This is a genomic window from Roseateles sp. UC29_93 (assembly GCF_042695725.1).
Lineage (GTDB): Bacteria > Pseudomonadota > Gammaproteobacteria > Burkholderiales > Burkholderiaceae_C > Roseateles > Roseateles noduli_A.
This window is the reverse complement of the sequence record NZ_CP170545.1, coordinates 4,038,027-4,055,705: the sequence shown is the minus strand read 5'-3', so window position 1 is coordinate 4,055,705 and position 17,679 is coordinate 4,038,027. Positions and strand designations below refer to the sequence as shown.

The 17,679-nt window shown below is 65.4% G+C and carries 25 protein-coding genes and 1 other RNA gene; 21 read left to right on the top strand and 5 right to left on the bottom strand.

Translation table 11 applies throughout. From position 1 onward, the window contains the following. The first annotated feature begins 41 nt into the window (after positions 1-41). Genes ACFJIX_RS18835 through ACFJIX_RS18810 form a run of 6 tightly spaced genes read left to right on the top strand, consistent with a single transcriptional unit; the run spans position 42 to position 5,099 of the window. A complete protein-coding gene (locus ACFJIX_RS18835) occupies positions 42-551 on the top strand; it encodes a phage major tail tube protein (protein ID WP_377153652.1) in 510 nt (169 codons plus the stop codon). 14 nt (positions 552-565) lie between these two features. Beyond that, positions 566-859 carry a phage tail assembly protein gene (locus ACFJIX_RS18830; RefSeq protein WP_377153649.1) on the top strand — a complete coding sequence of 98 codons (294 nt, stop codon included), beginning with the start codon at positions 566-568 and terminating at the stop codon, positions 857-859. Between the two features lie 8 nt (positions 860-867). Further along, the gene (locus tag ACFJIX_RS18825; RefSeq protein ID WP_377153647.1) at positions 868-984 is read left to right on the top strand and encodes a GpE family phage tail protein; all 117 of its coding nucleotides are present in this window, start codon (positions 868-870) and stop codon (positions 982-984) included. A gap of 6 nt (positions 985-990) precedes the next feature. Further along, a complete protein-coding gene (locus ACFJIX_RS18820) occupies positions 991-3,597 on the top strand; it encodes a phage tail tape measure protein (RefSeq protein ID WP_377153645.1) in 2,607 nt (868 codons plus the stop codon). Between the two features lie 12 nt (positions 3,598-3,609). Next, positions 3,610-4,062 carry a phage tail protein gene (locus tag ACFJIX_RS18815; RefSeq protein ID WP_377153642.1) on the top strand — a complete coding sequence of 151 codons (453 nt, stop codon included), beginning with the start codon at positions 3,610-3,612 and terminating at the stop codon, positions 4,060-4,062. Beyond that, the gene (locus ACFJIX_RS18810; protein WP_377153640.1) at positions 4,059-5,099 is read left to right on the top strand and encodes a phage late control D family protein; all 1,041 of its coding nucleotides are present in this window, start codon (positions 4,059-4,061) and stop codon (positions 5,097-5,099) included. The genes ACFJIX_RS18815 and ACFJIX_RS18810 overlap by 4 nt, the downstream gene beginning before the upstream one ends. Positions 5,100-5,142: 43 nt before the next feature. Here ACFJIX_RS18810 and ACFJIX_RS18805 read toward each other — a convergent pair whose 3' ends face one another. After that, positions 5,143-5,547, bottom strand: coding sequence for a helix-turn-helix domain-containing protein (locus ACFJIX_RS18805; protein WP_377153638.1), 405 nt, complete (start codon positions 5,545-5,547; stop codon positions 5,143-5,145). A 53-nt stretch (positions 5,548-5,600) separates the two neighbouring features. Between ACFJIX_RS18805 and ACFJIX_RS18800 the strand changes: the two genes are divergently transcribed. The 15 genes from ACFJIX_RS18800 to ACFJIX_RS18730 all read left to right on the top strand — a co-directional run bounded on the left by ACFJIX_RS18800 (position 5,601) and on the right by ACFJIX_RS18730 (position 14,295). After that, positions 5,601-5,792 (top strand): hypothetical protein, encoded by a 192-nt coding sequence (locus tag ACFJIX_RS18800; RefSeq protein WP_377153636.1) that lies wholly within the window; start codon positions 5,601-5,603, stop codon positions 5,790-5,792. 53 nt (positions 5,793-5,845) lie between these two features. After that, positions 5,846-6,037 carry a hypothetical protein gene (locus tag ACFJIX_RS18795; RefSeq protein ID WP_377153634.1) on the top strand — a complete coding sequence of 64 codons (192 nt, stop codon included), beginning with the start codon at positions 5,846-5,848 and terminating at the stop codon, positions 6,035-6,037. Positions 6,038-6,082: 45 nt separating this feature from the next. Next, the gene (locus tag ACFJIX_RS18790; RefSeq protein WP_377153632.1) at positions 6,083-6,274 is read left to right on the top strand and encodes a hypothetical protein; all 192 of its coding nucleotides are present in this window, start codon (positions 6,083-6,085) and stop codon (positions 6,272-6,274) included. Next, on the top strand, positions 6,271-6,594 hold the full coding sequence (locus tag ACFJIX_RS18785; protein ID WP_377153630.1) for an ogr/Delta-like zinc finger family protein: 324 nt from the start codon (positions 6,271-6,273) through the stop codon (positions 6,592-6,594). The genes ACFJIX_RS18790 and ACFJIX_RS18785 overlap by 4 nt, the downstream gene beginning before the upstream one ends. Before the next feature lie 110 nt (positions 6,595-6,704). Then, a complete protein-coding gene (locus tag ACFJIX_RS18780) occupies positions 6,705-7,076 on the top strand; it encodes a hypothetical protein (protein ID WP_377153628.1) in 372 nt (123 codons plus the stop codon). After that, positions 7,073-9,805: a toprim domain-containing protein gene (locus tag ACFJIX_RS18775; RefSeq protein ID WP_377153626.1), complete on the top strand. Its 2,733-nt coding sequence runs from the start codon at positions 7,073-7,075 to the stop codon at positions 9,803-9,805. The genes ACFJIX_RS18780 and ACFJIX_RS18775 overlap by 4 nt, the downstream gene beginning before the upstream one ends. 13 nt (positions 9,806-9,818) lie before the next feature. Beyond that, on the top strand, positions 9,819-9,992 hold the full coding sequence (locus tag ACFJIX_RS18770; RefSeq protein WP_377153624.1) for a hypothetical protein: 174 nt from the start codon (positions 9,819-9,821) through the stop codon (positions 9,990-9,992). A 7-nt stretch (positions 9,993-9,999) separates the two neighbouring features. After that, a complete protein-coding gene (locus ACFJIX_RS18765; protein WP_377153622.1) occupies positions 10,000-10,200 on the top strand; it encodes a hypothetical protein in 201 nt (66 codons plus the stop codon). Next, the gene (locus ACFJIX_RS18760) at positions 10,197-10,493 is read left to right on the top strand and encodes a hypothetical protein (protein ID WP_377153620.1); all 297 of its coding nucleotides are present in this window, start codon (positions 10,197-10,199) and stop codon (positions 10,491-10,493) included. The genes ACFJIX_RS18765 and ACFJIX_RS18760 overlap by 4 nt, the downstream gene beginning before the upstream one ends. Positions 10,494-10,503: 10 nt before the next feature. Further along, positions 10,504-10,938 (top strand): hypothetical protein, encoded by a 435-nt coding sequence (locus ACFJIX_RS18755; protein WP_377153619.1) that lies wholly within the window; start codon positions 10,504-10,506, stop codon positions 10,936-10,938. 5 nt (positions 10,939-10,943) lie between these two features. Continuing rightward, positions 10,944-11,648 carry a StbB family protein gene (stbB, locus tag ACFJIX_RS18750; RefSeq protein WP_377153618.1) on the top strand — a complete coding sequence of 235 codons (705 nt, stop codon included), beginning with the start codon at positions 10,944-10,946 and terminating at the stop codon, positions 11,646-11,648. Positions 11,649-11,667: 19 nt separating this feature from the next. Beyond that, entirely contained in the window at positions 11,668-12,144 is a 477-nt protein-coding gene (locus ACFJIX_RS18745) for a hypothetical protein (protein WP_377153617.1), read from the top strand. A gap of 220 nt (positions 12,145-12,364) precedes the next feature. After that, positions 12,365-12,586 (top strand): excisionase, encoded by a 222-nt coding sequence (locus tag ACFJIX_RS18740; RefSeq protein WP_377153615.1) that lies wholly within the window; start codon positions 12,365-12,367, stop codon positions 12,584-12,586. Next, on the top strand, positions 12,562-13,803 hold the full coding sequence (locus tag ACFJIX_RS18735; RefSeq protein ID WP_377153613.1) for an Arm DNA-binding domain-containing protein: 1,242 nt from the start codon (positions 12,562-12,564) through the stop codon (positions 13,801-13,803). The genes ACFJIX_RS18740 and ACFJIX_RS18735 overlap by 25 nt, the downstream gene beginning before the upstream one ends. 114 nt (positions 13,804-13,917) lie before the next feature. After that, positions 13,918-14,295, top strand: coding sequence for a hypothetical protein (locus tag ACFJIX_RS18730; RefSeq protein WP_377153611.1), 378 nt, complete (start codon positions 13,918-13,920; stop codon positions 14,293-14,295). A gap of 494 nt (positions 14,296-14,789) precedes the next feature. Here ACFJIX_RS18730 and ssrA read toward each other — a convergent pair. From ssrA to ompA, 4 genes are all read right to left on the bottom strand, one after another. Beyond that, positions 14,790-15,163: a transfer-messenger RNA gene (gene ssrA, locus ACFJIX_RS18725) on the bottom strand. Positions 15,164-15,296: 133 nt separating this feature from the next. After that, the gene (gene gph, locus ACFJIX_RS18720) at positions 15,297-16,004 is read right to left on the bottom strand and encodes a phosphoglycolate phosphatase (protein ID WP_377153609.1); all 708 of its coding nucleotides are present in this window, start codon (positions 16,002-16,004) and stop codon (positions 15,297-15,299) included. Beyond that, positions 16,001-16,702, bottom strand: coding sequence for a bifunctional 2-polyprenyl-6-hydroxyphenol methylase/3-demethylubiquinol 3-O-methyltransferase UbiG (gene ubiG / locus ACFJIX_RS18715; protein ID WP_377153607.1), 702 nt, complete (start codon positions 16,700-16,702; stop codon positions 16,001-16,003). Before ubiG ends, gph begins: the two co-directional genes overlap by 4 nt. Positions 16,703-16,873: 171 nt before the next feature. Further along, positions 16,874-17,524 carry an outer membrane protein OmpA gene (gene ompA, locus ACFJIX_RS18710; RefSeq protein WP_377153604.1) on the bottom strand — a complete coding sequence of 217 codons (651 nt, stop codon included), beginning with the start codon at positions 17,522-17,524 and terminating at the stop codon, positions 16,874-16,876. Between the last annotated feature and the right edge of the window lie 155 nt (positions 17,525-17,679).

Below are 17,679 nucleotides of genomic sequence, written 5' to 3'. Positions count from 1 at the left end.
GACGCCGGCGGCGCCCTCCTCTTCCCCTGCAGATCTAAGCCATGGCCCTGCCTCGCAGACTCAAGAACTTCATCCTCTTCAACGACGGCGTCCGCTACATGGGCGAGATCCCGGAAGTGAACCTGCCCAAACTCAGCCGCAAGACCGAGGACTATCGCGGCGGCGGCATGAACGGCCCCATCAAGCTCGACGGCGGAATGGAAGGCATGGAGATGGAATGGACCGCCGCGGGCTACCTGCGCGAGGTCTTCACTCAGTTCGGCACGCTGAAGGTCGACGGCGTGCTGCTGCGCTTCAACGGTGCCATGCAGGCTGACGACATGGAGCGCCCCCAGACGCTGGAGGTCGTCGTCCGTGGCCGCCACACCGAGATCGACCCAGGCAAGGCCAAGGCCGGCGAAAACACCGAGGTCAAGATCAAGACGGCCCTGAGCTACTACAAGCTCACGCTCGACGGCGAGCTGCTCATCGAGATCGACTTCGTCAACATGATCGAGAACATCGGCGGGATCGACCGCCTGGCCGAAGTCCGCGCTGCCCTGTCCATCTGATTCCCTGACCGACCATGACCACCACCACCGTCACCCTCGACCAACCCATCAAGCGCGGCAGCCAGGATATCTCCGAGGTCGAGCTGCGCAAGCCCACCGCCGGCGAGCTGCGCGGCGTGTCCCTCTTCGACCTGGTGCGCATGGACGTCGGCGCGGCACAGACCGTCCTGCCGCGCATCACCGTGCCTCCGCTGACGCGTCCTGAGATCGACGGGCTCGACCCGGCTGACCTGTTCCAGCTCTCGGCGGAGATCGCGGCTTTTTTGTCTCCGAAAGCCGCGAAGGCGCTGGACTACCAGACCGCGTAGAGGACGCGATGGCGGACCTCGCCATCGTCTTCCACTGGGCGCCGTCCGACTTGGACGGCCTCTCGATCCCCGAGCTGATGGACTGGCGAGAGCGCGCGCGGTCCCGGCATGAACCGTCCGAGTGAGCCGCCATGGCAATGAGCGACCTGCGCCTGCAGGTGATCCTTCATGCAATCGACCGCGCCACGGCGCCACTGCAGCGCATCAAGACCGGCAGCACTGCAACCGCCAAGGCGCTGCGCGAGACGCGCGAGCGCCTGAAGGAGCTGGGCACCCAACAGAAGGCGATCGGCGAGTTCCGCGAAATGCGGACCGGCCTGGACGCCACCAGCGCCAAGCTCGAGAACGCCCGGGAGAAGGCCGCCCGGCTGGCCCGAGAACTCAGCCAGGCAGGTCCGCCGACCAAGGCCATGACGGGCCAGCTCGCCGCAGCGCGCCAGGTCGCCCGCGACCTGGCCGATCAACATCAGCGCCAGAGCGTGCAGCTTCAGGCCGTGCGCGACCGGCTCAGCGCCGCTGGCATCAGCACCCGGGACCTCGCCACGCATGAGCGAGATCTGCGCTCGAGCATCGCGTCGACCACCGAGAACATCGAACGGCAGACGGCGGCGCTGCGCGAGCTGGCCGAGCGCCAGCGCCGCAGCGCCGCCGCCGGCGCGGCGCTGTCCAAAGCTCAGGCCCTGCAGGGCAAGCTCACCGGCGCCGGCGTCGCCATGGGCGCAACGGGGGCCGCGATCGGTGCCCCGATCGCGATCGCCGTGCGGGACTTCGCCTCCTTCGAGGACCACATGCTGGGCATCGCGCGCCAGGTGCAAGGCGCACGCGATGACGCCGGAAGGCTCACGCCCATCTACGCCGCAGTCCGGCAGCAGATCCGCGAGCTCGGCCGGGAGATCCCGCTGGCGACCAACGAGATCGCCGACATGGTCACCGCCGGCGCGCGGATGGAGGTGGGGACCGAGCAGCTCAAGGACTTCACGCGCACGGCGGCGATGATGGCGACGGCGTTCGACGCCGTGCCTGGCGAGATCGCCGAGCAGATGGGCAAGGTCGCCAAGAACTTCAAGATTCCTATCCTGCAGATCGAAGGCCTGGCCGACTCGATCAACTACCTCGACGACAACGCGATCTCCAAGGGCGACGAGATCATCAACGTCCTGAACCGGATCTCGGGCGTGGTCTCAACGGTCAAGATGAGCGCGCAGGACGCCGCCGCGTTGTCCTCCACGCTGCTGACGCTGGGCGAGCGCCCGGAGACCGCAGCGACGGCCATCAACGCCATCACGCAGAAGCTGGCCGCCGCCACCAAGGGGACGAAGATGTTCCAGGCCGCCGTCGACGAGATCGGCCTCAAGAGCAAGGACATCCAGCAGGGCATGGCGACCGACGCGTCGGCCACCTTCGACAAGGTCATCGCGGGCATCCGCAAGCTGCCAGAGAGCCAGCGCGTCGGGGTCATGGTAGAACTGGTCGGACTGGAGCATTCCGACACGCTGGCGAAGCTGGTCGACAAGCCCGAGGAGCTGGCGCGCCAGCGCGAACTCGCGAGCGGCACCGCGGCGAAGGGCTCCATGCGGCGGGAGGCTGACGCCCGCAACCAGACGACGTCGGCGCAGTGGGTTATGGCGAAGAACCGGGCCTTCGAACTGACGACGACGCTCGGAGAGGCCTTGAAGCCAGCCCTGGTCGACATCATGACCACGCTGGGGGTCATGGCCTCCAAGCTGGCGGCATTCGCCGCTGCGCACCCTGGCCTGGTCAGCTTCATCCTGAAGGCCGCCGCAGCGCTGTCCGTGCTCCTAGTCGTCGGCGGCACGGTCACGGTCGCCCTCGCCTCGTTGATCGGACCCTTCGCGCTACTTCGCTACGGCATGGCGATGCTGAGCTTCAGCGGCGTGAGCGTCGTCTCCGTGATCGGGCGCATCGGCAGCGCGCTGCGCATCGCCGGCCAGGCGGTCCTCTGGATCGGGCGCGCGCTGATGACCACGCCCATCGGCCTCGCGATCACCGCGATCGCGCTGGCGGCCTTCCTGCTCATCCGCTACTGGGAGCCCATCAAGGCGTTCTTCGGCGGTATCTGGACCAACATCCGCGAGGCGTTCGCCGGCGGCATCGGCGGCGTCTCCGCGCTGCTGCTGAACTGGTCGCCGCTGGGGCTCCTGTACCAGGCATTCGCCGGCGTCATGCGCTGGTTCGGCTTCGACCTGCCGCAGAAGTTCAGCGAGTTCGGCGCGAACATCCTCCGAGGCCTGGCCAGCGGCATCACGAGCCGCCTGGCGATGGTGCGAGACGCCATCAGCGGCGCCGCAGACGGCGCGATCGGCTGGTTCAAGGAGAAGCTGGGCATCCGCAGCCCGAGCCGTGTCTTCATCGACGCCGGCGAGGAGATCTCCAACGGCGCCGCCGCCGGCGTCGCAAACCGGCAGGACAGCGTCCGGCGTGCGGTCATGGCGATGGCCGTCGGCGCCACGGTTGCCATCCCTGCGGCTGCGATGAACGTCGCGCCTGGCGCGGGCCCGTTGTCTGCCGCGCCATCCGTCCAGATGGACCGGAGGGTTCCGCTGTCCGCGCCGGCCGCAGCGGCGCCGATGTCTGCCGGCGACAAGTACGAGATCCACATCCACGCCGCGCCCGGCATGGACGAGCGCGCGATCGCGCGCGCCGTCGCAGCCGAACTGGACCGGCGCGAACGATCCAAGCTGGCGGCGCGCCGCTCCAGCCTCAGCGACATCAGCTAAGGGGACCGCACCATGATGATGGGCTACGGCCAATTCGTCTTCAGCCTGCCAACGCTCGCCTATCAGGACCTGCAACGCCAGTCGGCCTGGCGCCATCCCAGCAACAGCCGCGTGGGCGCGCGTCCTGCCCGCCAGTTCCTCGGCCCGGGCGAGGACACGATCAACCTGTCCGGGATCGTGGCGCCGGAATTCGCCGGCGACATCGCGAGCCTGGACCAGTTGCGCGAGATGGCGGACTCGGGCCGCGCCTGGCCGCTCGTGTCCGGCAACGGTGAGGTCATCGGCGCTTTCGTCATCGAGAGCCTGAACGAGACACGCACCGCCTTCATGGCGGACGGCAGCGCCCGACGCATCGAGTTCCAGATCCTGCTGACACGCGTCGACGAGGACGACGGCGCCGAGCTGGGCGTGGACGAGGCCACGGCCAGTGACGCCACGCCAACGGATACGGAAGGCAGCGAGTGACCCGCAGCAGCTATCCGGCGCCGGACTACCGCCTGGTCGTCGACGGCACGGACATCACCGTGAAGATCAACCCTCGACTGATCAGCCTCAGCCTGACCGAGTGCCGGGGTGGCGAGGCCGACCAGCTCGACCTGGTGCTCGACGACACCGACGGCAGACTCGCGATCCCTACAAAGAAGGCCACGATCTCCCTGCAGTTGGGGTGGGCCGGCCAGGCGCTGGTCGACAAGGGCACGTTCGTAGTCGACGAGGTCGAGCACAGTGGCGCCCCGGACCAGCTCCAGATCCGGGCCCGCAGTGCGGACATGGCGCAGACGATCAAGGTCCGCGTCGAGAAGAGCTGGCACCAGCACACCCTCGGCACGATCGTCGGATCGATCGCGGCAAAGCACGGCCTCACGCCTCGTATCGACAAGCGACTGGCAGCCACCGTGGTCGATCACATCGATCAGACCAACGAGAGCGACCTCAACTTCATCTCACGCCTGGCGAAGCGCTACGACGCCGTGTCGACCGTCAAGAAGGGGGCGCTGATCTTCGTGCCCATCAATGGCACGCGCGACAGCCGGGGCCAGGCCTTGAGCCCGCAGTCCATCTCGCGCGACGCCGGCGACAGCCATCGCTTTCACTCCGCCGAACGAGAGGTCTACAGCGGCGTGCGAGCGTACTGGCACGACGCGAAGCGGGCAAAACGTCGCGGTGTCCTGGTGGGCCTCAGCGGCAACGCGAAGCGGCTGCGGGACACATACGCCAACCAGGCCGATGCGCTCGCAGGCGCGAAGGCCGAATGGCAGCGGATCCAACGTGGCGCTGCGACGTTGGAACTGACACTGGCGCGCGGTCGGCCCGAGTTGGGACCTCAGACTCCGGTGACCGTGGCCGGCTTCAAGCCGGTCATCGACGCCGTGTCCTGGTTGGCCGTGAAGACCACGCACAGCCTAGGCGATGGCGGTTTGACGACTCGGATCGAGCTGGAGACCAGTGCCACCGCCGACGGGTCCTACCGAGTGGAGGATGGCGATGCAGCAAGCAGCTAGCGGGGAAGCGCTCGGCGGCTTACAAGCCCGCTCGGCGAGGTCGTCATTCGACCTCCTGCCCCAGTGCCCTGACCACTCGAAGCGCAACCTGGCGGTCCTGCAACGACAGGCCTGCAAAGTCGCTGATAAGCCTGAGTTGATCTGGCGTCAGCTTCGCGGCGTCGAACTGGGCACGCTCCCCCGTCAGCAAATACACGACGTCGACGCCATGGGGGATGAGCTTCATGAGGTAGTCCGCATCGGGGCTGCGCTCGCCCTTCTCATAGTTGATCTGCGTCGACTTCGTGACGCTTCCCAGCGCTCCGAAATCGATCTGATTCAGACCCACCCTGATGCGCTCCTCGCGCAAACGATCCCCAAAGGTAGCCAAACGACCTCCAAATTCATTGACTAGGTCGAAATATTTCGACCATAATTTTGTGCATCCACTTGCATCGCGAGGATACACACCGTTTCCTCAGAAGCCCGTAAGGACCTATGCCCAAAACTGCAACGAAACGAGTGCCCGAAAAGAAGACTCGAGCCCCGACCGGCGTGCTGACGCGCAGCCCGGTTTCGTTGCGGCTGTACGAGGACGAGTTGAAGCGCCTGAAGGCCGGCGCGCACAAGGAACAGCGTACCGACGCTGCCTTCGCCCGGCTGCTCGTGCTCTTCGCCCTGAAGGCCTTCGAGGCCGGCAAGTCCATTTCTTGAATTCCTCTCTCCCTTCTGTTCATCGGTCCTGTTCTGTCATTTCGAAGGCACCCATGTATCCAGACCCGAAGCGCGTCCGCGACAACCGCATCACCCTGCGACTGGACGACTACGAGTACGCATTGATCGAAGCACTTGCGAACTACCAGGGCGATCAGCCGAGCACGATGGTTCGCGAGCTGGTGCTGCGCGAGGCTCAGCAAGTGCTGGCAGGCAGCGCCAGTGTCGAGACGGGCGCGGCCTGATGCCAGGCCTTCTGAAGCGCATCAACGTCTGACGAAAAGCTACCCATGCCCGAGCTGCAGATCGCCATCAACGAAGCCGACCGCGACGTGCTTGAACGCGTCCGTCTGCAGCAAGGGCTCGACACGGTGGAGCAAGCAGCCGAGTGGCTGCTGAAGAGCAGGCTGCGCCGTTCCGTGCGCAGCATCACGGGCCGAGGGAGAGCCCTGTATCTAGTGCCGAGGGGGGCACGCAAATGAGAGTGACGATCAAGTGTCCGCACTGCTCTTCCCGCGCCCGCGCAGTGAAGAGTCGCGAGATGACGGTGACGATGCGTGAGGTGACCTACCAGTGCACGAACGTGCTTTGCGGCCACACCTACGTCGCCGGCCTGGAGGTCATGCGCACGCTGTCACCCAGCGCGATGCCCAACCCTCAGGTCAACATCCCCCTCAGCCCGCATGTCGAGCGGCGCCTGCTCAGCGTGCAACTCGACGTTGCTCCGGTGTCGCCTGTCCGTGAGCTGGACGCGCCGGCGCGGAACCTGGATCTCTTCGAAGGCGCCGCACACGGCCCCTGATCCACGCGCGCCCGGGTAGGTAGCCCTACCCCTGATCCCCACGAATTCATGCCTAGCGATGCCTGTTTGGAGGCAACGCGGGCAGCGCTCACCCCAAAAGGTCTTTCCGCATGAACACCGCCAAGAGACAGACGCTCTTTTCCCGTGCCGTCGTCGACGCATCCAACGCCTTCAACGCGCGCTGCAGCGAACTGCGCGGCATGCGCCAAAGCCTCGACCTCCTGGACGTTGACCTGCCTGAGTTGGAGAAGCGGCGCATCGCGCCACAGCCAGGTCAGATCACCTGGCTGCCCAACAAAGGATCTCTCGCTCTGCACATGGCCTGCAAGGACGACGCAAACCTGCTGTATCGCGAACTGCTGGTCCTTGGCTACGCCGAGTGCGTTCGTCAAGACTTCGTCGGGGGACTGAGCTTCGTCGATCTGCAGAAAGGTTCCCTGCGCCTCAACGTCGCCGTCCACACCGATAAGGACGCCGCGTGAACGCCGAGCTGGAGAAACGCCTCGACGAGCTGCGTGGCGACGTACTACGTGAGCTGGACGAGTTCCAGTTCCAAGCGCGACCAGGCGGCTGGCTGCGCAAGGGCGTGTGCCCGTCCTGCAAGAAGAAGGAGCTGTACGTCAAAGAGGACCGGCCCTGGATCGTTCGCTGCGGGCGCCTTAACAACTGCGGCTTCGAAGCGCATGTCAAAGATCTGTATCCATTCCTCTTCGAGGACTGGAGCAAGCGCGCCGAGCCGCTGAAGGCCACGAACCCGAACGCCGCTGCGGACATGTACCTGGCGCAGGCCCGCGGCTTCGACCTCACGTTCATCAAGGGCTGGTACACGGAAGAGACCCACTTCGACCGCCAGGCCGACAACTGCAAGGGCGCCGGGAGCGCGACCGTGCGCTTCGTCGTCGGCACGGGCCACTGGGAACGTTTGATCGACCGCACGGCCCGCTTCGGCAAGAAGAAGGCCATGTTCAAGCCAGGCATGAGCTATCACGGCACCTGGTGGTGCCCGCCCAACTTTGTGCCGGAGGAGTCCGGCGAGCTGTGGCTGGTTGAGGGCATCTTCGACGCGATCGCTCTGGGTCATCACGGCATCAACGCCGTGGCGCTGCTGAGCTGCAACAACTACCCCGAGCGCGCGCTCGAGGAGCTGCGCAATGCCGTCGCGGTCGCGGGCCATCCCGAGGTGCGGCTGGTCTGGGCGCTGGACTCCGACAAGGCCGGCCAGGGCTACACCGCGAAGTGGGTCGACAAGGCCCGCCAGGCGGGCTGGCAGTGCTACGCCGCACAGATCGAGCAGCCCCAGCGTGGGAAGGTCGACTGGAACGACCTTCATCTGCGCGACCGCCTGGCGGTGAAGGACATCGTGGAGTACCGTCACCTCGGCGCCCTCCTCATCGCGCAGACCGCCGCCGAGAAGGCTCTGCTGATCTATCGCCACTTCGGCGGACAGAAGACCGAGTTCGACGTCTCGTTCCGCAAGCGGCTCTACTGGTTCAAGCTGGACCTGGAGTCCTTCGACCGCGCCTCGCGGTCCCTGGAGGACGGCAACGACGGAAGGCTGAGCGATGACGAGATCCGCGAAGAGGCGCTGAAGAAGTCCCACAGCATCCGCCCGATCGCCAACTGCCTGCCCTCACCGCTGTACTACCAGCGCAACGCGCTCACGGACGAGAGCTGGTACTACTTCCGGGTCGACTTCCCGCACGACGCGCCGGCGGTGAAGAACACCTTCACCAGCTCGCATCTCAGCGCGGCGGCGGAGTTCAAGAAGCGGCTGCTGCATCTTGCGCCTGGCGCCGTCTTCACCGGCACCAGCCAGATGCTCGAGCGGATGATGGAGCGCCAGCTCTACAACATCCAGCGCGTCGAGACGATCGACTACATCGGCTACTCGCGGGAGCACGGCGCCTTCGTCTTGGGCGACACCGCCGTCAAGGACGGTCGGCTGCACGAGATCAACGCCGAGGATTTCTTCGACATGGGCAACCTGTCGCTGAAGTCGCTCAACCAGTCCGTCCAGCTCACGATCAACCGCGACCTGGCCGACTACAACGCCGACTGGCTGGGCCTGCTCTGGAACTGCTTCGGCGCCAAGGGCCTGGCCGCCCTCACCTTCTGGCTGGGCGCCCTGTTCGCCGAGCAGATTCGCGCCGCGCAGAAGTCGTTCCCGTTCCTGGAGATCGTCGGCGAGGCCGGCGCCGGCAAGTCCACGCTGATCGAGTTCCTGTGGAAGCTGTGCGGCCGGCGCGATTACGAAGGTTTCGACCCGAGCAAGTCTTCGCTGGCTGCGCGCGCCCGGAACTTCGCGCAGGTGAGCAACCTCCCTGTCGTGCTGATCGAGTCCGACCGAGAGCGCCTGGGCAGCGAGAAGGGCCCGCACGTGAAGTCCTTCGACTGGGATGAGCTGAAGACCGCCTTCAATGGCCGCTCCGTGCGAGCGCGCGGCATGGCGACCGGCGGCAACGAGACGTATGAGCCGCCCTTCCGGGGCGCGATCGTCATCAGCCAGAACAACGAGGTCAACGCCAGTGACCCGATCCTGCAGCGGATCGTCCACCTGACCTTCGACAAGTCACGCCAGACGCCGAAGACCCGCCAGGACGCGACTGCGCTGGAAGGCATGCCTGTCGAGGAAGTCAGCGGCTTCATCCTGCTGGCAGCGCAGCGCGAGGAGCAGATCCTGACGACGCTCGCGGTCAACACGCCTAAGCACGAAGCTGCCCTACTGGATCACCCCCAGGTGCGCAGCACCCGTATCGCCAAGAACCACGCGCAGCTACTCGCACTGTCCGACGCACTGCTGCATGTCGTGCCGCTGAGCGAGGAGCAGCACCAGGCGCTGCAGGAGCAGATCGTGGTCATGGCGACGGAACGCCAGCAGGCGATCAACAGCGACCACCCGCTGGTGCAGGAGTTCTGGGAGGCCTACGAGTACCTGGACGGCGGCAGCGCGCCGCTGAACCACTCGCGCAAGCCAGACGAAGAGATCGCGATCAACCTGAACCACTTCATCCAGGTCGCTCGCGAGCGCAATCAGCAGGTGCCGTCGATCGGCGACCTGAAGAAAGTGCTGAAGACCAGCCGCCTGCACCGCTTCAAGGACATCAAGAACGTCAACAGCGCCATCCGAGGCCAGCTCGATGAGCAACGCGACGTCCGCTCTGTCGCCGTGCATTGCTGGACCTTTGAGCGCAACAAGGCCGCCAGGGCTTGAAAGGGCGGGAGAGATGCAGAGCAACAGAACCAATCGCGTGCGCCGCTATCGCGCTCGCTATCTGCTGGCCTCAGGCCAGCGTGGACGCCTGGTCATCGTCACGAGCTGCGGTTGCAACGCTGCTGAAATCGCCGCCCGCCTGCTGGGGGACGACTTGTTGCGCCTGAGCGTGCGTCCCGCCGCCTGAGGTCGCCATGGTCAAACCCCAGCTCAATAAGCCTTACACGCCGTGGCACGCCACGGACGTCCGCCAGTCCTTCGAGCTCGAGCGCCGCCGGATCGCGACCGAGCAGTCGGATCGTCTGAACCGGACCTTCGGCGCGGCCCTGGCCTTCGCCCTGGTCGACACAGCGCGGGCAACGGCGCCGGACAGCGCAAAGGGAGCCCAGCAATGAGCCTCGCGTTCATCTCGCACGCAGATCTCCGCGAAGACCAGCTCCAAGCCGCCTGGACCCGGATGCGCCCCGGGCGCGACCATTGGCCGACCAAGTTCAACGCGGCCATGCAGGACGCACTGATCTCGCGAGTCCTGCGAATCGCAGCCGGAGCCGAGGCGAGGAGGGCCGCCAACGCGGCGAGAAGGCCTGCCAAGGCTCAAACGGAGGTGCGCCAGCCCAACCCCACCCAGATCCGAGCGGCGCTGCTCTTGGACCGCAAACGCGCCGCCGCGGCTGACCGCGACGACTGAAGGACCACCCATGAACGAGAAGTCCCTCGACGACTGGATGGCGAGCAACCCGCCCGCCAAACGCGGCCCGCTCGCACCGTACAGGAAGGCGATGCAGCGCCTTTACGAGGCTGGCTATACGCATGAAGCGATCCGCACCTGGTTGGCCGCTCAAGGCATCCAGGTGTCCCGCCAGGCCGTGACCAAGGCCCTGGCATCCGAACCGGCGTCCACGCCGGCGACCAACCGGCAACCGCGCGGCGACCAGCCGCAGAGGCACACGCAAGGAGAGGCAACCGCCACGCAGCCATGGAAGACATCGACGAACCCAAGCGCCAACCCACGACCCGTGCCCGACGCAACCCTCAAGGACCGCGCCCAGGCAGTGGGCGACGAGTACCTCAACAAGATCCACAACCCGCTGGTGACGCGCCTGCTGTCCAGCAAGACCAATCGAAAGCCCTGACCAACATGAAAAACGTCGTCCTGCTCTCCTACTCCGGCAACGCTGGCAAGACCACCTTGGCCCGCAACCTCTTCGCGCCGCGCATCCCTGGCGCGCTGCTGGCCTCGGTGGAGAGCATCAACGCTGACGGCAAGGAAGACGTCACCCTGCGCGGTCGCCAGTTCACCGAGCTGCTCGACGTCGTCGCGATCAGCGACAACGGCGTCGTCGTCGACGTCGGCGCGAGCAACGTCGAGGACTGGCTGCAGCGTCTGGCCCAGACCCGGCGATCGCACCAACTTTTCGACGCCTTCGTGGTGCCGGTGATGCCGGGCGCCAAGCAGATCCGCGACGCGATCGCCACCATCGACGCGCTGTCGCAGATCGGCGTGCCCTCCGAGAAGGTGAAGGTCATCCTGAACGGCCTCGAAGCGACGGAGACCGCCTCGACGGCCTTCGCCCCGCTGCTGGCCTACCTGGCGGACACGAAGCGTGGGAGCGTGGTGCCGGGCCACATCAGCGACAGCGAGGTCTATGGCCGCCTGGCCGCTTCGGGCCAGACGATCGCCGAGGTGGTGATGCAGGACTTCGGCCAGCTCGAGCTGGCGCGCAAGACCGCGAAGTCGCCTGAGGAGCGGCTGGCCGTCGTGCGCGCGATCGCCACGCTGGGCATGGCCGAGTCCGCTCAGGATGAGCTGGACGGGCTCTGGGCCGGCCTGGCGCAGGCGTAAGGGACCAGAGGGAGAGAACGTGTCCAAGAACAACAAGCGCCGCGCTCCCTCGCGCGGCAATCCGATGAACAACCCGGTTGCACATGCCGTTGCGCGCAACACCATGCGTTGCCATGTCCGCAGCGTCGGGATCGAGCTGTTCCTTACCCAAGACGGCGACCAGGCGAAGGGGCTTCTGTCGCACTTGGTCTGGATCGTCGGAATGGGCGCCGAGATCTCGCTGCAGGCGATGAAGGGCAGCCCGACTGCTCGCCATCAACACTCGGTCCTGCGCAACGTGCTCCACCTCGCGGTCAACGACTGTCGTTGGCGTGCCGACCTGGCGGAGTCGATCTGGGCCGCGGTGCAGGAAGCCAGCGATCTGCTGATGACACACCCATCGGCGGCGCTCGAAGCTCAAGGCCGCGCCGACTTCTTAGCCGAGCGCGTGCGTGTGGGCGCTGCTCGCATGGATGACGTCGCTGGCGCCGAGGTCTACCGGAGGGCCGCGCATTGAACGCCTTCGATCCCAACTACGTGGGCCGTCTTGCAAGCGCAGCGTCGTCACCCCTTGGCCGCCAGGCCGCCATGGCCTCACGGAAGGCGAGCGCGCGGGTGGAGGCGATGCGGGCGTCGGATGACCCCTATCAACGAGCGCTCGCCTCGGGCGCCATTCCTGGCCAGGGTCTACGGGAGGACCATGCGAAGACCGGCCGCATCTTGAAGGCATCGAAGCTATGACGACTTCAGCGACAACGAGCAGCGCGTACGTGAGCCCGCTGCGCTGGATCAAGCTCGACCAGTACTGCACGTTGAGTGGCGACACCCGCGATGCCGTGCACGCGAGGCGAAGAAAGGGTCAGTGGCACGACGGCATGCAATGCCGCGTCGGCCCTGACGGCAATCTGTGGATCAACCCGGAGGAGGTGAACAAGTGGGTGGAAAGCAGCCAACGATAGGCCGCAGCGCCACGGGCGCGACCGGTGACAAGAAACGTGGACTGGTCTTCCCGGTCGGCGTGACGCTCCGCAAGCTGGCTCAAGGCGATCGGCTGCAAATCGCCTTCACGATCCACGGGGTCGAGTGCCGCGAACTGCTGGAGCCGCAACTGATCACCCAGACGGCGGTGAACAAGGCGGGGGGCCTTCGGGCGGAAATCACCAGGCGCATCTCGATTGAAACGTTCGTGTACAGCGACTACTTTCCCAAGAGCCGCCGCGCTGCACAGTTCGATCGGGGCGGACGTCAGATCCTCATGGACAAGCTGCTCACGGCCCAGCTCGAGACCTACGAGCTGCAGGTCAAGAACGGCACGCTCTCGCCGAGCACCTACGAGGGTTACCGCAAGGCGCTCACCGGTGAGCGTATGAAGTTCTGGCGGCCCTTGTCACTCACCGAGGCCTCGGCGCCAAGCTGTCTGCGCGAGTGGGTCACGGGATTGGGGTTGACCGCGAAGGCCGCCCGCAACCTCCTCACGCCGCTACGCTCGGTCTTCGAGGACGCGCTCAATGGCGAACTCATCGAGTCCAATCCGTTCGACAGAGTCGCCCTGAGCAAACTCCTGCGCCAGACGACCAAGCCGAGCGAGTATGAAGTCGATCCCTTCGACGCGTCGGAGCGATCGACCGTTCTGAAGCACGCTCGATCCGACGAGGCCCCCCTGGTTCGCTTCTGGTTCAATTCCGGTCTGCGCCCCGGCGAGCTGATCGCGCTGCGATGGTCCAAGGTCGACTGGGCGGCGAGCACGGCTCGCATCGACACCAACTGGGTCGTCAGAACCGAGAAGGCGCCCAAGACCGCAGCAGGAATCCGCGACCTGGATCTCAATGGCGAGGCGATCGCCGCGCTCCTCGAGCAGAAGGCCTTCTCGTTCGAAGCTGGCGACCATGTGTTCCTGAATCCACGATCGGGCGCGGCTTGGGAATCGGATGCTCAGATCCGGAAGACGCTGTGGGAGCCGCTGCTTCGACGCGCCGCCGTCCGATACCGCGCGCCCTATCAGGCACGACACACCTACGCCAGCGCGATGCTGACAGCGGGTCAGAACCCGTGGTACGTGGCCCAACAGCTCGGCCATGTGGACGTCGAGATGGTGTTTCGGATCTACGGGAAGTTCATCGCCGCCGACTATCAGCGCCCCAGACTCGAGGGAAAGGGATCGCCAACGGGCGAATGAACATTGGGGGCTGCGGCCCCCTTCTCTTGACCACAGTCCATCAACCGCGTATCGGCCAAACGCTGTAAGCGTTTCCATGTTGGCGAACGAATTTGTTCGCGTAGCATTTCCCCCGTGCAAAAAGCAGCGCGCCCCACGATCCTGCTCCTGGATGACTTCCCGGATTCGTCGGAAGCCGTCGCGACGTGGCTTGCAATTGAAGGGTGGCGCCCGCTGATGACGTCCACCGTCGAGGAAGCCCTTGCGATCCTTGCTCAAGAGCAGATCGACGCATTGGTGATGGAGCCCCATTTGCGCAGCGGCAGTGCGATGGAAGTCGCAGAGGCGGCCCGCAAGAGCCCATTCGGCTGCCCCCTCTTGGTCGCCATGACTACGGTTGGCCGCACTGGAGATGACACCGCATACGAGCCGACGCTCTTCGACTTCAGCCTGGTCAAGCCGACCGCGATGGAGCTGCTCAGCCAGGTTCTCGCCGTGCGTCGGCGCAGATAGCGAATTCGAGCTTACCTGTCCGGCATGTCGGTTGCTCCCACCGGTTATGGAACCAACCCTGAAGCATGCGTTGAGTGCCTGGTTTGAGGCGGAAGCCCGGACTCGTGGGATCGAACGCGACCTTACCCGCGCAATCATTCAACTCAATTTTCAGGGAGCCGAAGCTCAATCTCGCCGCCTCACCGAAGCGCGAAACTTTGCAGCTGAGATGCTGAGCACGACACTCCAGTTGATGCGCAGCGATTGATCCGCCCAACCACCGGTGACCGCGTCGGTGGCATCCGCCAGCGAGGGCGTTCAGACGCACACACCTCGGAAGGTGACGAAGTCAGAGGTCGGGAGCGCCTGCAACCTCCCGGCTGGGCGACGATCGAAGGGACATCGGTGCGATTTTCGGTGCGAAATCGGTGCGAACCGAACGCCAACCATCGCCAATTTCCGATGTTTTGACGAGCCCAGCGCCTCTGTCGTTCATTGGCGCTGGGTGTCTGAAATGGTGGAGCCGGCGGGAATTGAACCCGCGTCCGCAAGCCTTCATCGGGCAGTTCTACATGCTTAGCTCTCTGATTTGGTTCTCACCTATCCGGTCGCGCAGGAGCACGCTACCGGACGGGCCAGCACCCTAAATCTCGCCGTCACCCAAGGTGCACGAATGACAGCCAGCCAATGTGTATAACCTCTCTGTGTCAGGACTTGCGTCCCGTCACCCGGCCCATTGGCCAACCGGTGAGAGGTCCGCGGGGTTTAAGCCGCGAGAGCGTACGTTTGATCGTTCGCAGTTGGTTTGTTCCAGATGGATTTACGAGGTGCCTGGCCCTCGGCATGCCCTACTCCAAATCCGTACCCACGTCGAAACCAGGTCGGCCCCAGAGAGAGAAGTCTCATATTATGCCTGCCGCCCCAGACTTCAAGAGCCCGATCTCGACAAGTTCATCAAAGAGTCTTTCAAAGACGCTTCTGAAGTTCGACAGGCGTGTGTCGCCGAGCCAATCGGCGCGCCCTCAGCGCGACGCCCGGAGCCACTCGATCAGTTGCGCCGGCGTGTCCAGCACCACGTCCGCACCCCAGGCCTCGATGGGCTCGCCATCGCCCAGGTAGCCCCAACGCACCGCCACCGTCTGCATGCCCGCCGCGCGACCCGCCAGGATGTCCCGCGCATCGTCACCGACGTAGATGCATTCCTGCGGCGCAACGCCGGCACGTCTGGCCGCTTCGAGCAGCGGCTCGGGGTGCGGTTTGCTGTGCGGCGTCGTGTCGCCGCAGATGACCGCCGCGGCTTGCGCCTCCCAACCCAACCCTCGCGTCAACGGCAACGCGAAACGCTCGGACTTGTTGGTCACGATGCCCCAGCTCAGGCCGTCGTCCGACAGCGACTGCAGCATCGCGGCGACGCCGTCGAACGGAAAGGTCGCGCGCAGCAGGCGCTGCTCATATCGATCGAAGAATTCGTCGCGCAGCGCGGGGAACGACATCTCCATCGGGGACACGCCGAACGCCACGCCCATCATGCCGCGCGCACCTGCGCCGACCATCGGACGCAGTCGCTCGAACGGCACTTCGGGCAGGCCGCGCGCGATCAGCATCTCGTTCGTCGCGCCCGCCAGATCAGGCGCGCTGTCCACCAGCGTGCCGTCGAGATCGAACAGCACCGTCCGGATGGTCGTGCGCGCCGGCATGCCGACCGGCGAGTTCAGCATCACCGTGCTCATGCGGGACGGCGGCAGGCCAGCAGGTAGTTCACGTCGGTATCCGCATTCAGCGCATACCGCTGCGTGAGCGGATTGAAGGTCAGCCCCTTGGCGCCCTGCACTTCCAGGCCGGCATCGCGGCACATCTGCGCCAGCTCCGACGGACGGATGAAGCGCGCGTACTCGTGCGTGCCGGCGGGCAGCATGCGGAGCACGTACTCGGCGCCGACGATCGCAAAGAGAAAGGACTTCGCGTTGCGGTTCAAGGTCGACAGGAAGACCCAGCCGCCCGGCTTCACCAGCTGCCCCAGCGCGGTCACGACCGACGCGGGATCCGGCACGTGCTCCAGCATTTCCATGCAGGTCACGACATCGAAGGAGGCCGGGCGTTGGGCCGCCAGGTCCTCGACCGCAATCTCCTGGTAGGCGACGTTCTCCGTGCCGGCCTCCATCGCGTGCAACTCGGCCACGCGCAGCGACTTCGTCGCCAGGTCGATGCCCAGGACGTTCGCTCCCTTGCGCGCCATCGCATCGGCCAGGATGCCGCCGCCGCAGCCGACGTCGAGCGCCGTCTTGCCTTGCAGGCCGCACAACCCGTCGATCCAGTTCAATCTCAATGGATTGATCTGGTGCAGCGGCTTGAATTCACTTTCGGTATCCCACCAGCGGTGGGCCAGCTCGCTGAACTTCTCGAGCTCTTTTGCATCGACATTCGCCATGGGCGCAATGGTAGCCGAGCAGCGCGGCGCCACTGCCCGACATCGCGCAGATTGCCGACGCCATGCACCCTCCCGGGCACACCCACGACATGACGCCGTAATGAAAAAACCCCGCGAGCCTGACGGCTGGCGGGGTTTGTCGAGAGGCGACCGAAGTCGCCCTCGGACCGTTTACTTGACGGCGCGGGTACCGACCACTTCGATTTCGACGCGGCGGTTCTTGGCGCGGCCTTCCGCGGTCTTGTTGTCGGCGATGGGCTGCTTCTTGCCCTTGCCTTCGGTGTAGACGCGGTTCTTTTCCAGACCCTTCGACACCAGGTAGGACTTGACCGATTCAGCACGCTGAACCGACAGCTTCTGGTTGTAGGCGTCAGAGCCGATGCCGTCGGTGTGGCCGACAGCAATGATCACTTCCAGGTTGATGCCACCGGTCTTGGAGACCAGGTCATCCAGCTTGGCCTTGGCTTCCGGCTTCAGCGTCGACTTGTCGAAGTCGAAGAAGGCGTCAGCGGCGTAGGTGACCTTTTCGCTGGTCGGTGCCACCGGGACCGGCACCGGCGCCGGAGCGGACGGCGCCGCGGCAGGAGCCGGAGCGGGCGCTGCGGCCGGAGCCTGAGCGACCACCGGCTTCAGCGCGCCGTCGCAGTCCTTGGCAGCGGTAGCCGGGGTCCAGAAAGCATCGCGCCAGCACAGCTCGTTGGTGCCGTTCTTCCAAACGGTGCCATCCGTTGCGCGCCAGTTATCCACGGTTTGGGCCATAGCGCCCGAGGTGGCGACGGCGGCGACAGCGAAGAGCGCTGCCACGCGGTTCAATTTCTTCATGATTCTCCTCTCAAGGAAAGCCGCAGTTGCCCTGCGAAACGTCCAATGTCGGAACTAAAACCTCAGGAGTCTCCCCGACCAAGGGTTTCTCCTAGGGACGAACCGATTGTGCCATAGGGCAACAGGACGTCTGCATTCTCACGGCAGTGGCGACT